Genomic DNA, 15,057 nt, shown 5'->3' with positions numbered 1-15,057 from the left:
TAGCAGCATATGTTATTGAATTGAAACATTCTTTGGACGCCAAACGGAATAGCGTGGGCATGTAGTTGAGTCGGCAGCCTGTAATCCAGCGTGTCCTTCACGACTGGCAATGCTGCTCGCGCAGCCGGGCGGCCTTGCAGTCCCGAGCAGAGGCAACGACACGATTCTGCGCCCCTCATAGCCGAGCGTTCCCCGATCAGCATGCCGGGACTAAACACCTGGCGCCCTCCTCCGCGAAGATCGAGAAGCCCTATCCCGGAAGCATTGGACCGGCCGGATCCGCGCCAGCGCGGCGCCGGAGATCCGCCCATCCAGCGGTAAATTAATGCTATTTCGCGGCGTTTCCGAGCATGTATGATCGCGGAAACACCTGCGGGGGCGCGGATGCTTGACGACGGGGCCATCAGCGTTGCCGGAGCGGCGGAGGTCGCAGAAACTCCCCTGATTTCTGCACGCGCGGCACTGCGCAGGAACGCACGAGGCCTGAGGCGGGGCATGAGCCTCCATGCCTAGCCGGCTCTTGCGTTCTTCGCGTTCGCTCGCCTCGTTCCGGGCTGCCCTGCTCGCCTCCGCGGCGATTTTCGCCGCCTCGCCGGGCTTCGGCCAATCCTTTGACGGCGTCACGAACCCGATCGGCCCCGGCGGCAATGGAACGCCCTATGTCGTCGTGCCCCCCGGCGGCGGCGGTGGCGGCGGCGGCGCGGGAACGACAGGGGGCTCCGGCACCGCCGGTAACTCGCCGCAGTGGTTCACCTATAATGGTGACGGTGGTGCCGGCGGCTTCTTCGTCGGTCTTCCCGGTCAGGACGGCGGAGATGGCCATCTCGGCGGCGCTGGTGGCGGTGGCGGCGGCGGCGCGCACGCCTATTTCGGTACGGGGGCGCCAGGCTTTGCCGCCGTCGGCGGCTTCGGCGGTGACGGCGGCGAGGGCGGCGAGTTCAACACCGATCTTGAAGCGGTCGCCGGTGGCGGCGGCGGTGCCGGCGCCGGCGGCTATGGCGCCGTCATCGAGGCACAGTCGAATCCAACGCCGATCGTCGTTCAATTCGTCATAAGGGGCGGCGATGGCGGCAATGGCGGCAGCGGCGCGTCGTTCACCTGGAATGGCGGCGATTTTCCGGAAATTCTTCGGGGCGGCGCCGGCAATGGCGGAACCGGCGGAACCGGCGTCTATCTGTTGGGCGTGGCCGGGCAGGTGAACATTCAGGCGAACGTCAGCGGCGGCGACGGCGGCATGGGCGGCAACGGCCTCCTGCCGACGGTCGGTGGCCTTGGCGGCAACGGCCTCGAACTCGCGGGAAGCGAGGCCAGTGTACTCATCGCTGCGGGGGCTGTGATGACCGGCGGCGATGGCGGCACCTCCCTGTCGGGACCGGGAACGGGCGGGGTCGGCGGCTACGGCATCCTGATCTCCGGCGACAACAACGTCCTCACCCTCGCCGGCGGAGCGACGGGCGGACTGCAGGGTGCCAACCCCTCCAACCAGTCGGCCGCCATCTCCATCACCGGTAACGGCAACAGCCTCGTCCTCGCACCGACCTCGACCACGAATGGCGGCGTCGTCGCCTCGGGCTGGGGAAACGCGCTCGCGCTCGGCGGCTACACAGGCGCCACCTTCGACGTCAGCCAGATCGGTTCCGAGTTCAGCGGCTTCGCCTATTACGTCGTCACCGACAACGGCTCCTGGACGCTGGTCAATGAATCCTACGACGCGCTGAGCTGGGGCATAGGGCCCGGCACCCTGTCCATCGCGCAGGCTGGATCGCTCGGAGGTGCAGGCAGCCAACTCACCGTTCTCAACTCGGGCGAACTGCAGACCACGGCGAGCCTGATGCTCGATCAGACAATCGGACTGAACGGGGGAACCGGCCCAGGCGCCACGTTCAACGTCGCCAGCGGGACCGTGCTCACCCTCTCGGGCAGCATCGTGAACCCCGGAAACCTGATCGTGACCGGCGGAGGGACGCTCGTCCTTGCCGGAAACAACAGCTTCGGCGGGACGACGACCGTCGCGCAGGGAACGCTCTCCCTCGCCTCCCCCAGCCCGCTCGGATCGGGCCTGCTGGCCTTGAGCAACGGCACGACGCTCGATTTTGCCAGTACGGGCATCAGCATCGGCAGTCCGGTTGGGCTCACGGGAGCGGTGACGGTCACGGTCGCGTCCGGCTCCTCCGGAACTCTCGCCGGAAATGTTGGCGATCTCGGCAGCAGCGGCGGCTTCACCCTGGCCGGTCCGGGCTCGCTCGTGCTTGAGGGCAACAACAGCTTCACCGGCCCCGTCACCATCGCGGCGGGTACGCTGATCGCCGGCTCCGCCACGGCTCTGGGAGGCAACGCGGCCATCACCCTACAGGCCGGCGGAACGCTCACTCTGCAAGCCTCCGTTGCCGCCGGAAGCCTCGCCGGCACCGGCGCCGTCGCGCTCGGCGCCAACGCGCTGACGGTCGGCGCCGACAACACCTCCACCACCTTCGCCGGCAGTTTCTCCGGGACGGGCGGCCTCACCAAAACCGGGCTCGGCGTCTTCACCTTGTCGGATGTCGATGCCGACTTCGGCGCACTGACCATCACAGGTGGAACCGTCGTCCTCAATGCCGGGACGGTGCTTGGTTCGAGCACGGTCGTCGGCTTTTCCGGCGGCGCCTCGTCGGAACTCCAGCTGAATTCAAGCCAGGCCATTGCCGGCCTTACCGGCGACGGCAGCCTCCAACTCGGCAGCGCGCAGCTCACCGTCGACATGGACGGCGGCCCCTCTACCTTCTCGGGCGGGATTAACGGCGCCGGCGGCAGCCTGGTGAAGGCCGGCTCGGGCGCCCTGACGCTCGCCGGCACCAATACCTATACCGGGCAGACCAGCATCATCGGCGGAACGCTGGCGCTCGCCGGCGGCGCCGCCATCGCCGATTCCAGTGCCGTCACCATGAGCGGCGGCGCGCAACTGGTGCTGATGGCAAGCGAGGTCGTCGGCTCCCTCGCCGGCACCGGAACGCTCACCCTCGGCGGCAACACGCTAACGCTGGGCGGCAACGGCGCGAGCACGAACTTCTCCGGCTCGGCCAGCGGCGGCAGCCTGGTCAAGCAAGGCGGCGGCACGGCGATCTTCACCGGAAGCTACGATCTCGCCAGCCTGACGATCTCTGGCGGCGTGGCGCAGATCGGCGACGGCACCACGGCGACGAGTTTCCAGGGCGCGATCATCGACAATGGCGCCCTCGTGCTGACTCCCGCACAGGAACTGGTGCTCGCCGGCGCCATCTCCGGCACCGGCAGCGTCACGGTCAACGCCTTCAACGCTCCGGTCACCCTGACGGCGGCCAATTCCTACACCGGCGGCACCACCATCGCCTCCGGCACGCTCAATCTGGGCAGCGGCACGACCGCCGGCTCGCTTGTGGGGCCCGTGGTTAACAATGGCACGCTCGCCTTCAACTCCAGCCAGACGCAGAGCTTTGCCGGTCTCGTCTCGGGCACGGGAGGGGTTGCGCTCACGGGCGGCGGTATGGTCACGCTATCCGGCGCCAACACCTATGCCGGCGGCACGTTGGTCGCCAATGGCTCGACCCTCGCGGTCGGCAGCGACGGCAATCTCGGCACACCGGCAGGAGCGGTCACCCTCGCCAACGGCACCCTCGCCGCCACCGCCTCCTTCACCAGCGCACGCGCCGTGCTGCTCCGGGGACCGGGCGGCGTGGACGTTGCGGCGGGCGCCACGCTGACGCTGAGCGGCACCATCTCCGAGACCGCACCGGCCCAGTTGACCAAGTCGGGCAGCGGTGTGCTCGCCCTGACCGGAACCAACCGCTATTCCGGCGGCACGCTCGTCTCGGCCGGCACGCTGGCCGTCGGCTCCGATGCCAATCTCGGTGCGGCAATAGGCGGAGTGACGCTGAATGGCGGAACGCTCGCCGCAACCGCGAGTTTCTCCTCCGAGCGCAGCATCACGCTGGGCGCGGCGGGCGGCACTTTCGACGTCGGGGTTGGCAACACTCTGACGCTGGCCGGGGCGATCGGCGGCAGCGGCAGCCTGGCAAAGGCCGGAGCCGGCACACTCGCGCTGTCGGGGGCGAGCACCTATACAGGCGCCACGGCGGTGAGCGGCGGCACGCTCGCGCTTTATGGCGCCTCGCTGGCGACCGGCTCCGTCAGCATCGAGAATGGCGGCACGCTGGAGGGCTTCGGCGCCATTTCCGGCACGGTGTCCGTTCTCGCCGGCGGAACGCTGGCGGGCGGCGTCACCGATCAGCCGAACCCCACGCACAGCGCCCTGGCCACCGGCGCCCTCTCCATCGCCGGCGCCGCCGATGTGGCACTGACGCTGGGCGACGCCGGCAACACCGGTGTGGCCGAAGCGCAGGGCAATCTCGCTCTCGGCGGCACACTCAGTGTGTCGGGAGAGGCGATACACGGCGCCGGCCTCTACCGCGTCTTCACCTATACCGGCACCAGCAGCGGCAGCTTCGCGACGGTGGATCTCTCCGGCCTCGTCGATTCGGCCTCCTATATCGGCTCCATCGACAGCGGCAATCCGGGACAGGTGAACCTGCTGCTGCGCGATTCCAGCCCGATCCAGCTCTGGACCACAGATAACGGGACGAGCTTCGGCGGATCGGGAACCTGGTCGTCGACCGGAGATAACTGGTATCTCGCCTCCACCGGCAGCACGATCCCCTGGGGCGGGCAGGTCGGCATCTTCACGGGAACCGCCGGCACGATCACCGTCAGCGGCGAACAGACATTCCAGAAATTGGAGTTCGTCACCGACGGCTTCCATCTGGAAGCCGACGCCGGCGACCCGGATTCGCGCCTGCACGTCAGCGGCGGCGGCGTGCTGTGGGTGGAAGGGCACGACGTCACCGCGACGATCAGCGCGCCGATCGGCGGCACGGGCGGGCTCGAGAAGATCGGCACCGGCACGCTCGTCCTCAGCGGCATCAACAGCTATGTCGGGGGAACGAAAGTCTCGGGCGGCTTTCTCAGCGTCGCGAACGCCGCCGCCCTGGGCGATGCCGGCAACGTGTTGACGCTTTCCGGCGGCGGCCTTGAAACCACCGGCTCCTTTACCCTCGGCAGCGCCGTGGTGCTCGATGGCTTCGGCAGCCTCAAGCCGGCATCGGGCGAAACGCTCGGCCTTTCCGGCATCGTCTCCGGCACCGGAACGCTCCGCAAGGAGGGCCTCGGCACGCTCGTCCTGAGCGGCGCCAACACCTATAGCGGCATGACGGTGATCGCCGAGGGCACGCTGGAGACCCAGAGCGGCGCGGCCATTCCCGATGCGTCCGCCGTGCGGATCGAGGCCGCCGGCAACCTGCGGCTCGATGCGAATGAAGGCATCGGCTCGCTGTCCGGCAGCGGCGCGGTAAATCTGCAAGGTCACACATTGCGGGTGGGTTACGACGCCAGCAGTTCGGTGTTCTCGGGCACCATCTCCGGCACGGGCGGGCTGGTGAAGCTGGGGGCGGGAGCCCTCGTCCTTGCCGGGACGAACAACTATTCCGGCGGTACCCTCATCGCCGAAGGCGGGCTCGTCATCGGCAATGGCGGCACATCCGGCAGCATCGTCGGCGATGTCGTGAACCAGGGCACCCTGTCGTTCTATCGCTCCGACACGCTCGCCTTCGCCGGGCGCATCAGCGGCTCGGGGGCGGTCGCGCAGATCGGCACCGGCACCTTGATCCTGTCCGGCGCCAACAGCTATTCCGGCGGCACCCTGATCTCGCACGGCACGATTCAGGTCGGCGCCGAGGCCAATCTCGGGCAGGTGTCGGGCGCGGTGCTGATCGAGGCGGGCACCCTGTCCACCATGGCGAGCTTCAGCACCCCGCGCGCGATCATGCTCGCGGGCGGCGGCACCATCGGCGTTGCCACCGGCACGACGCTGGAGCTCACCACGCCGGTGAGCGGTGATGGCGGCCTGACGAAATCCGGCGACGGCACGCTGATCCTCGCAGCCGACAACAGCTATGGCGGCGTGACGACGATCCGTTCCGGCGTGCTCCAGCTGGGAAATGGCGGCACGACGGGCTCGGTCGGCGGCCCGATCGTCAACGACGCCACGCTCGCCTTCAACCGGCACGACAGCTTCGCCGTCAGCAACAACGTTTCCGGCAGCGGGACCGTGGTCCAGGCGGGAACCGGCACGCTGGTGGTGCTGGGAGACATTCATACGCTCGGCGGTCTGCGGATCGACCAGGGTACGGTGCAGATCGGCAATGGCGGCACATCGGGCATGGTCTCCGGTCCCGTGGTCGACAATGGCACGCTGGTGTTCGCCCGCGCCGATTCCGTCACCTTCGCTCACGCCATCTCGGGCAGCGGGCGCGTCGTGCAGCTCGGCGGCGGAGAACTGACGCTGACCGGCACCAACAGCTATGCCGGCGGCACCGTCATTGGCTCGGGCAGCGCCATACGCGTCGCGGCGGACGCCGCCCTCGGCGCGGCGGCGGGCGCGGTGACGCTGCTCGACGGCACGCTCTTCGTCGACCAGAGCTTCGCCAGCACGCGCACGGTGGCGCTCTCCGGCGGCGGCACGATCGGTGTGGCCGACGCGGCAATCTTCACCCTGTCCGGCGGTGTCAGCGGGGATGGCGGCCTCAGGAAATCCGGCAACGGCACGCTGGTGCTCGGCGGGGACAATAGCTATGGCGGCGGCACCGTCATCGAGGGCGGCACGCTGCAGGTCGGCGCCGGCGGCACGTCTGGCTCCATAACGGGAGACGTGTCGACGGCCGGCACGCTCCGCTTCGACCGCTCCGACGACATCCGGTTTGCCGGCGCCATCTCCGGTTCCGGCTCGCTGATACAGGCCGGCAGCGGGACGCTGGTGCTGACCGGGGCGAGCAGCTTCACCGGCGGCACCCGCGTCACCGCCGGCACGCTGATGCTGGGCGACGGCGGCAGTTCCGGTTCCATCCTCGGCAATGTGACCGACAATGGCACCCTCGCCTTCAACCGCTCCGACGCGGTGAGCTTCAATGGTATCATCTCCGGCAGCGGCGGCGTGGTGCAGATGGGCACCGGCACGCTCACCCTTGCCGGTGCCAACACCTATGCCGGCGGCACGGTGATCGGCGCCGGCTCCACCCTGCAGGTCGCTTCCGACGGCAATCTCGGCGCCGCGACCGGCAGCGTCACGCTCGCCGGCGGTACTTTCACTCCGACCGCCTCTTTCGCCAGCGCGCGTGCCGTTTCGCTTCAGGGCAGCGGCTCTTTCGATCTCGCGAGCGGCATCGCGCTGACGCTTTCCGGTCCGATCAGCGGCGATGGTGCGCTTGTGCTCGGCGGCGGCGGCACGCTGGCGCTGACCGGGGTGAGTTCCTATAGCGGCGGCACCTTCGTGACGGGTTCAACGCTGGCGGCGGCTTCGGATGCCAGCCTTGGCCAGTCCAGCGGCGTGCTGTCGCTGAACGGGGCCACGCTGAACGTGCTCCACAGCTTCGCCGCCGCGCGCGAGGTCACGCTCGGCGCGGCGGGCGGCGTGTTCGAGGTGCCCACCGGCCTGTTCCTCACCCTGTCCGGCACCGTCGACGGGCCCGGCATGCTCACGAAAAGCGGTGCGGGTCTCCTCACCCTCACCGGCACGAACGGCTATGCCGGCCTTGCCATCAATGCCGGCACGGTCGTCGGCACCAGCGCCAGCGTTCAGGGCGACGTGCTGAACAACGGCGCCCTCGTCTTCGCGCAGTCCTCCACCGGCACCTTCGCCGGCACGATCGCCGGCTCCGGCAGCCTGACCGTCGAGGGCGCGGGCTCCCTGATCCTGACCGGCACGGCGGCGCATATGGGCGGAACGACCATCGACGGCGGCACGCTTCAGATCGGCAATGGCGGCACGTCCGGCTGGGTTTATGGCTCCATCGTCAATGAAGGCACGCTCATCTACGACCTGTCCGGGCGCTACATCTTCCCGGCCGCCCTCACCGGCATGGGCGAGGTGATGCTGCAGGGCGGCGGCACGGTCGACTTCACCGGCACCAGCTACACCGGCATCATCCACATGACCGACACCCATGTCGTTCTGGCGCGCGGGGTCGTCACCGATGCGAGCTTCAGCGTCGGTCAGGGCAGCGTGCTCAGCGGCGCAGGATCCATCGGCTCGCTCGACGTGCTGAGCGGCGGCATCGTCGCGCCCGGCTATTCGCCGGGAACGCTTCAGGTCAGCGGCAATGCGTATTTCGGCGCCGGCTCGGTCTACCGGGTGGACCTCTCCCCCGGCCGCGGCAGCGATCTCATCCTCGCCGACGGCTCCGTCAGCATAAGCTATGGCAGCGCGATCGAGGTGAAGGCCGAGCGCGGTTCCTATGCCAGCTATAGCAGCTTCACCGTCATCACCGGCATGGATGGTGTGCATGGCGTCTTCGACTCCGTGACCACCAACTTCGCCTTCCTCGACGCGCTGCCGAGCTATGACGGCAATAACGTCGTCCTGAATCTCGTTCGCAACGACACTCCTTTCTGGCGCGAGGCCCATACGCCGAACCAGATTTCCACCGCGATCGGCACCGAGACGCTCGGGGCCGGCAACGAGGTCTATGACGCGGTGGCCTCGCAGCTGACATCCGAAGCCTTCGCGGCGTTCGACGCTCTTTCGGGCGAGATCTACGCCACGACGGCGGCGGTCATCCAGCAGCAATCCGTGCTCACCCGCGACGCCGTCAGCTCGCGGCTGCGGCAGGTGTTCGGGGAGGCCGGCGGCACACCGCTCGCCTATGCCGCCGACGGGCCGCAGGTCGCCGGCTTCGGCTCCGACATCGCCGCCGTCATGTGGATGCAGGGTTTCGGCGCCTGGGGCGATATCGGCTCGAACGGCAATGCCGCCGCCGTATCGGATTCCATCGGCGGCGTCATTGGCGGCTTCGACGCGGCCTTCGGCGAGGATTGGCGCTTCGGCGCCTATGGCGGCTACAGCCGCTCCTGGCTCGACGTCGCGGATCGCGGATCGTCCGGCTCCATGGACAATTACGACCTCGGCCTCTACGGCGCGGCGCAATACGGTGCCATCGCCCTGCGGCTCGGAGCCGGTTACGCCTGGCACGACGTGTCGATCTCGCGCACGGTCGCCTTTGCCGGCTATGCCGGCAGCAACAGCAGCGACTCCATGGCCGGTTCGACGCAACTCTTCGGCGAACTCGGCTACGACATGCCCGTCGGCGATATCGACCTCGAACCCTTCGTCGGCCTCGCCTATCTGCATTTCGACGGCGGGCTGGCGGTGGAAACCGGCTCCAGCTCGGCCCTCGCCGCGGATGGCGGGACCATGGATACGCTCTACTCGACGCTCGGCCTGCGCGGCGGCAAGGCGATCACGGTAAACGGCCTGGCACTCACCACCAGCTTCACCCTGGGCTGGCAGCACGCCTTTGGCGACACCATGCCGGAAGCCGTCATGACCTTCGCCACCGGCTCCGCGCCCTTCGCCATCGAGGGCACCCCGATCGCCACCGACACCTTCATCGTCGGCGCGGGGCTTTCCTACGACCTGAACGCGATTGCCCGCCTGAGTGTCCGGTATGACGGGCAGCTCGCCTCCGGCGCTCAGCAGAACGCGGTGACCGGGCAGCTACAGATCCGATTCTGAAATTCCGTTCGACCGGCGCGGGCATCTCCCGACCGTCCAGGGATGCCACCTCTACACCCGTCTGCCGACCGTCTCGATCCGATCCAGCACGTCGGAAATCTCCACGTCGGTTACGGTCAAGGGCAGGGACAGGCCGATGGCGGAGCCGCCCTTGGCGGTGGTGGAGAGGCCCTGCGCCAAGCAGGTCGCGACCAGATGCTCGGCGAAGGTCGCGCCCGGCGCCTGCCCACAGCGGGCCGCGTCGAATTCGACGGCCAGCAGCAGGCCCATTCCGCGCACCCCGGTCACGCTCGGCACGCGCGTCGCGATGTCGGCCACGCCGGAAGCGAGCCGGCCGCCGGCCTCACGGGCCCGAGAGACGAGATCGTCGCGCGCGAGGATCTCCAGCATCGTCAGCGCCGCCCGGGTGGTGAGCGGGTTTTTCTCATGGGTGTAATGCCCGAGCTCCAGCTCCGGCGCGACATTGAGCCCGGCATCGCCGATCACCGCCGCGATCGGCACCATGCCGCCGCCCAGCGCCTTGCCGAGCACCACCATGTCCGGCGTCGCGCCAAAATGCTCGAAGGCGAAGAAGCGCCCGGTCTTGCCGAGGCCGGAGGGGATTTCGTCGAAGATCAGTTTCGTCCCATGGGCGTCGCACAGCGCTCGCACCTGCGGCCACAGATCCATGGGGGGCACATGGCAGTTGGAGCGCATCGGTTCGGCGATCACTGCCGCGATACGGCCGGTGGCGAGAAGCCCGGCGATCTCTTCCAGCATCCGTGCCGGCCCGCCCTCGCCCGCCCAATAGGGCGTGACGTGATGGCGCCCGGGGAGGAAGCCACCGAGGCGCGGATCGGGCGCGGCCTGCGACAGGCCGAAAGCACCGAAGCCATGGCCGTGATACGAGCCCTCTAGCGAAACCGTCTCCTGCCGGCAGGTGGCGACCCGCGCCAGCTTGAGGGCGATCTCGATGGCGTCGGAGCCGCCGGTGGCGAACAGCACCCGCGCCGGTGGCCCCGGCCAGCGCGCCAGCAGCGCTTCCGCCAGCGCCACGGCCGGCTCATTGGTGAAGCGGCGCGGCGAGAAGGCCAGTTCGTCGAGTTGCCGCTTCAGCGCCGCCACGATCTCCGGGTGGCCATGGCCGAGATGATGCACGGTGTTGCCGTGCAGATCGATCAATCGGCGGCCGGCCATATCCTCCAGCCAGATCCCCCGCGCCGCGCGCAGGGCGCCGATGCAGGGGCTGGAGCCGTGCTGGTGGAAGAAGGCCGCCGCGTCGCGGGCGGTCAGGTCGTGGGAATCGGTCATGGCTTCACCAATGCGGGGTCGATCAGCCGGGCACGGGACGAGGCGCGGCGAACGTCGAGCTTGCGGTTCTCCACCAGCCAGACCAGCCCCATGGCCACGAGCGCGAAGCCAAGCAAGGCGAGGCTCTTGGCGGCGGCGTAGCCATAATCGCCCGAGGTGGCGTGGTTGAAGATCGCCACCGAGGCAAGCTTGTGATTGCCGGAGACGAGGAAGATGACCGAGGACAGCGTGGTCAGCCCGTCGATGAAGACATAGAGCATGCCGAGCAGCAGCGCCGGCCGCAGCATGGGCAGCGTCACCCGGAAGAAGCGGGCGACGAGGCCGGCGCCCAGGCTCTCCGCCGCCTCGTCCACCGAGCGGTCGAGCCGCTGCAGCGCCGCGCGGGCGGCGAGCGCGCCGACGAACAGGTTGGAGAACAGGATGTTGATGACCAGGATCGCCGAGGTTCCGGTCAGGGAAAGCTCGGGGAAGCCGAACGGCACGTTGAAGGCGACGATGTAGCCGATGCCGAAGATGATGCCGGGCAGGATCGCCGGCACCAGCGCCAGGAACATGATGAGATGGGCGCCGGGCGGGCGCAGGCGCTCCACCACATAGGCGATGACGACCGCGAACAGCCCGCCGATCGGCCCGGCGATGCCGGAGAGGCGCACGCTGTCCCAGACGAGGTCCAGCCCGCGCTCGGAGGAGCCATAGCCGGAACCGGCGAGGCCGACATCGACGCCGGCCCCGGTGAAATAACCAAGTGTCAGGCTCCAGTCGATGCCCCAGACCCGCGTCACCGCGCCGAGCGCCATGGTGCCGTAGACCGCGAAGACCAGCGCCGCGACAACGCCCGCCGTCAGCGTCAACCCGGCGCGCGCCATGGCCGGCACCGGCAGCTCGGAACGCGGGCCCGCCGCCACCGTGTAGGATTTGCGCCGGCCGAACGCCTCCAGCGCGAGATAGAGCAGCAGCGAGGGCAGGATCAGCCACACGCACAGCGCCGCCGCCAGCGGCGTGTTGCGATAGGCGGTGATCTCGTCATAGACCACGCCGGCCAGCACCGGTGTGTCGCGCCCGAGAACCATCGGGTTGCCGAAATCGGTCAGGCTCAGGATGAACACCAGCACAATGGCGCGCTTGATGCCCGGCCACGCCATGGGCAGCGTCACCTGGAAGAAGCTGCGCAGCGGCTGGGCGCCGAGCCCGGCGGCGGCCTCGTCGATGCGGCCATCCTGCTTGCGCAGGCTGTTGTCGAACACGATCAGCGCGGCCGGCACGAAGGAGAGCGTCTGCGCCAGCACGACGCCGAGCAGGCCGTAGAGATTGGTCTCGTCGGCATCGATCAGGCCCAACCCGTTGTCGAGCAGGGTGTGCGTCACCAGTCCGCGCCGGCCGAACAGCATGATGGTGGCGGTGGCGATCAGCACCGGCGGCGCCACCAGCGGCATCAGCAGTACAACGCGGGTGAGCGAGGGCCACGGAATGGCGCCGGCATTGATGCCATAGGCGAGCGCGAAAGCGAGGGTGACGGTGAACGCCACCGAGAGCGCCGCCAGTGAAAGGCTGTTGAGTGCTGCCGCGCGTAGATAGGGCTCCTCGAACACTCTGAAATAATGGTCGAAGCCCCAGCGGACATCAGTGCCGTTGCGCAGCGCGTCGAAGCGCTGCGGGCCAAGCGTATCCTTCACCTTGAAGGCGAGCGCCGTGCGCTTGTGCAGCATGATGTGGGCGACGGCGAGATTATTCTCGACGGCATCCCGGCTCGCTTCCGGCAGCTCGCGCAGCGCCGCCGCCATCGCCACGCTCTGGTCGGAATAGGCGGCCTTGCGGTCCCAGCCCACGGAAACGCCGGCGAGCGTGAAGGCGGCAGCGGTGGCCTCCACCTTCTCGGCCTCGGTGGCGCCGGACATCCAGCGCTGCACCAGCGTTTCCCGCTCGGCGGCCGGCACCGCGTCGAGCGCCGCGCTCGTCGCCGCCTTCAGCTTGGCCGGCGGCATCGGGCCGGAAATCACGAAGCTCTCCACCAGCACCGCACCGATCGGGTAGGCGATGAACAGCGCCAGCACCAGCGCCACTGCGGCGCTGAGCAGCAGGCCCGGCAGATGGCGCAGCGACAGTGTCATACCACGCGCTCATTGCCGACGAGGGCGGCGCGCAGCGGGTCGGGCTTGAGCTTCACCACCGTGCCTCGCCGCCATTGCCCGCCGGCCTCGAAGGAGGGACGGTCGACGATGACAAGGCGACCGGAGCCGAGCCGAAGGTTCAGCCGCACATGCGAACCGAGGAAGGCGGCGCTTTCCACCGTCGCGGGAATGCCGCCGCCTTCGCTGGCGAGCCCGACATGTTCGGGCCGGTAGACCGCCGTCACGGTCGCTCCGGGCATCATGCCGCCGGGCAGCGCCAGCGGCCAGACCACGCCCTCCGCCTCAACGCCGCCGGCCACCGCCCGGCCTTCGATCAGGTTCGAGATGCCGATGAACCCGGCGACGAAGCGGGTGGCCGGGCGATGATAGACATCGGCCGGGCTGCCGATCTGCTCGATGCGCCCGTGGCGCATCACCGCCACCCGGTCGGAGAGCGCCAGTGCCTCCTCTTGGTCATGCGTCACGTAGAGCGTGGTGATGCCCAGCCGGTCGACCAGCGCGCGCAGTTCCCCACGCAGCTTCACCCGGATGCGGGCGTCGAGCGCCGACATAGGCTCGTCGAGCAGCAGCACCTCGGGATCCGAGGCCAGCGCCCGTGCCAGCGCCACCCGCTGTTGCTGGCCGCCGGAAAGCTCGTGCGGGTAGCGCGCCAGCAGCGCATCGATCTCGACAAGCTGCGCCAGCTCCTCGATGCGGCGCGCACGGGCGGTACGCGGGCCGACGAGTGCGAAGCCGATATTCTGCGCCACGGTCTTGGTGGGGAACAACGCATAGGACTGGAACACGAAGCCCATGCGGCGGCGGGCCGGCGCCATGTCGGTCACATCCTCGCCCTCGCGCAGCACCTGCCCGGCATCGGGACGGGCGAAGCCGGCGATCATGCGCAGCAGCGTGGTCTTGCCGCAGCCGGAATCCCCGAGCAGCGTAACGAACTCGCCTCTGGCGAGATCGAAGGAGACCGCGTCCACTGCGCGATGACCCTTATAGGCCTTGCTCACGGCGCGCACGGCCAGATGCGGCCGGCCCACCTGCGGAGCCGGCCGCGCCGGGGCGCGCGTGAAGGAGGCGTCGTTCACTGCTTCAGGATGCGGCTGGCGAAGTCGCGGCGGAAGGCCGCGATATCGACCGGGCGGCGCATCTGCCACAGGGTGATCTGGGTCAGATCGACCAGCCCGTGGCCGGGAACGGCGGTGGCGCCGACGACCTTCCCGAGCACCTGCGCCGCCTCCTCGCTGGCCATGAAATCGAGGAAGATCTTGCCTTCCGCCGGGTTCGGCCCGCCAGCCACGAGGCCGCCGCCTTCCGACACGTTGGGGGTGATGCGGCCATAGACGATGTCCACCGGCTTGCCGGAGGATTTGGTCTCGAAGCAGGTGGTGTCGAAGGTGAGGCCGATGGCGACCTCCCCCGCGCCGGCCAGCGCCGCACCGCCGGAGCCGCCGTCGGAATATTGGTAGACGTTCTCGTTGAGGTTCTCGACGAAGGGCCAGCCGAAGGCGTCGACGAAGGTGGTCAGGATGGCCCCGCCCGTGCCGGACTTCAGCGGCGAGGGTAGCGCAATTTCCTTGACATAGACGGGCTTGATCAGGTCTTCCCAGGTCGTCGGCATGGGCAGTTTCTTCTGCGCCAGCCGATCCTTGTTCACCACCATGCACATCGTGGTGGCGAAATACTTGTTGTAGAAATCATCCGGGTCGCGGAAGGCCGGGGCGATCTTCGAGTCCTTGGGCGCGTAGGGCTCGAACACGCCGGCCTGCTTGAGCTGCTCAAGCGCGACATTGTTGACGAGATAGACCACATCCGCCTGCGGCTTGCCCTTCTCGGCAATCGCCCGCTCGGTGATCGGACCGGTGGAGCCGGACACGAACTTCACCTCGATTTCCGGATGCGCCTTCTTGAAGGCGGCGACCAGCGCGGTGTTGACGCTGTCGGAAGCGTTGTAGAGCACGACTTCCCTCGCGAGAGAGGGCGTCACCCCGAGCGTCGCAAGGGCGGCGGCAAGCCCGAGGGCTTTCAGTGAATCGATGAGCATTTGGGGGGTCTCCGGCGGCGTGGAGGAGCGAT

Annotated in this window: 5 protein-coding genes; 1 reads left to right on the top strand and 4 read right to left on the bottom strand. The window is 68.7% G+C overall.

What is annotated here, in order from left to right; genetic code table 11:
* Positions 1 to 505 precede the first annotated feature (505 nt).
* Positions 506 to 9,574: an autotransporter-associated beta strand repeat-containing protein gene (locus tag ACO2RV_RS18040; protein WP_423295516.1), complete on the top strand. Its 9,069-nt coding sequence runs from the start codon at positions 506 to 508 to the stop codon at positions 9,572 to 9,574.
* Between the two features lie 51 nt (positions 9,575 to 9,625).
* On the opposite strand, the gene ACO2RV_RS18035 is transcribed toward ACO2RV_RS18040, so the two are convergent.
* Genes ACO2RV_RS18035 through ACO2RV_RS18020 form a run of 4 tightly spaced genes read right to left on the bottom strand, consistent with a single transcriptional unit; the run spans position 9,626 to position 15,025 of the window.
* Positions 9,626 to 10,864 carry an aminotransferase class III-fold pyridoxal phosphate-dependent enzyme gene (locus tag ACO2RV_RS18035; protein WP_423295514.1) on the bottom strand — a complete coding sequence of 413 codons (1,239 nt, stop codon included), beginning with the start codon at positions 10,862 to 10,864 and terminating at the stop codon, positions 9,626 to 9,628.
* The gene (locus tag ACO2RV_RS18030; RefSeq protein WP_423295512.1) at positions 10,861 to 12,972 is read right to left on the bottom strand and encodes an ABC transporter permease; all 2,112 of its coding nucleotides are present in this window, start codon (positions 12,970 to 12,972) and stop codon (positions 10,861 to 10,863) included. The genes ACO2RV_RS18035 and ACO2RV_RS18030 overlap by 4 nt, the downstream gene beginning before the upstream one ends.
* Positions 12,969 to 14,069 (bottom strand): ABC transporter ATP-binding protein, encoded by a 1,101-nt coding sequence (locus tag ACO2RV_RS18025; protein ID WP_423295510.1) that lies wholly within the window; start codon positions 14,067 to 14,069, stop codon positions 12,969 to 12,971. The genes ACO2RV_RS18030 and ACO2RV_RS18025 overlap by 4 nt, the downstream gene beginning before the upstream one ends.
* Positions 14,066 to 15,025 (bottom strand): extracellular solute-binding protein, encoded by a 960-nt coding sequence (locus ACO2RV_RS18020; protein WP_423295508.1) that lies wholly within the window; start codon positions 15,023 to 15,025, stop codon positions 14,066 to 14,068. Before ACO2RV_RS18020 ends, ACO2RV_RS18025 begins: the two co-directional genes overlap by 4 nt.
* Between the last annotated feature and the right edge of the window lie 32 nt (positions 15,026 to 15,057).

Origin of the sequence: Ancylobacter sp. VNQ12 (assembly GCF_049445835.1) — a bacterium.
GTDB lineage: Bacteria > Pseudomonadota > Alphaproteobacteria > Rhizobiales > Xanthobacteraceae > Ancylobacter.
This window is presented reverse-complemented; position numbering and strand designations above follow the sequence as displayed.

Coding starts and splice junctions, on each gene's coding strand:
- ACO2RV_RS18040 (WP_423295516.1), top strand. CDS start 506: ATGCCTAGCCGGCTCTTGCGTTCTTCGCGTTCGCTCGCCTCGTTCCGG.
- ACO2RV_RS18030 (WP_423295512.1), bottom strand. CDS start 12,972: ATGACACTGTCGCTGCGCCATCTGCCGGGCCTGCTGCTCAGCGCCGCA.
- ACO2RV_RS18020 (WP_423295508.1), bottom strand. CDS start 15,025: ATGCTCATCGATTCACTGAAAGCCCTCGGGCTTGCCGCCGCCCTTGCG.
- ACO2RV_RS18035 (WP_423295514.1), bottom strand. CDS start 10,864: ATGACCGATTCCCACGACCTGACCGCCCGCGACGCGGCGGCCTTCTTC.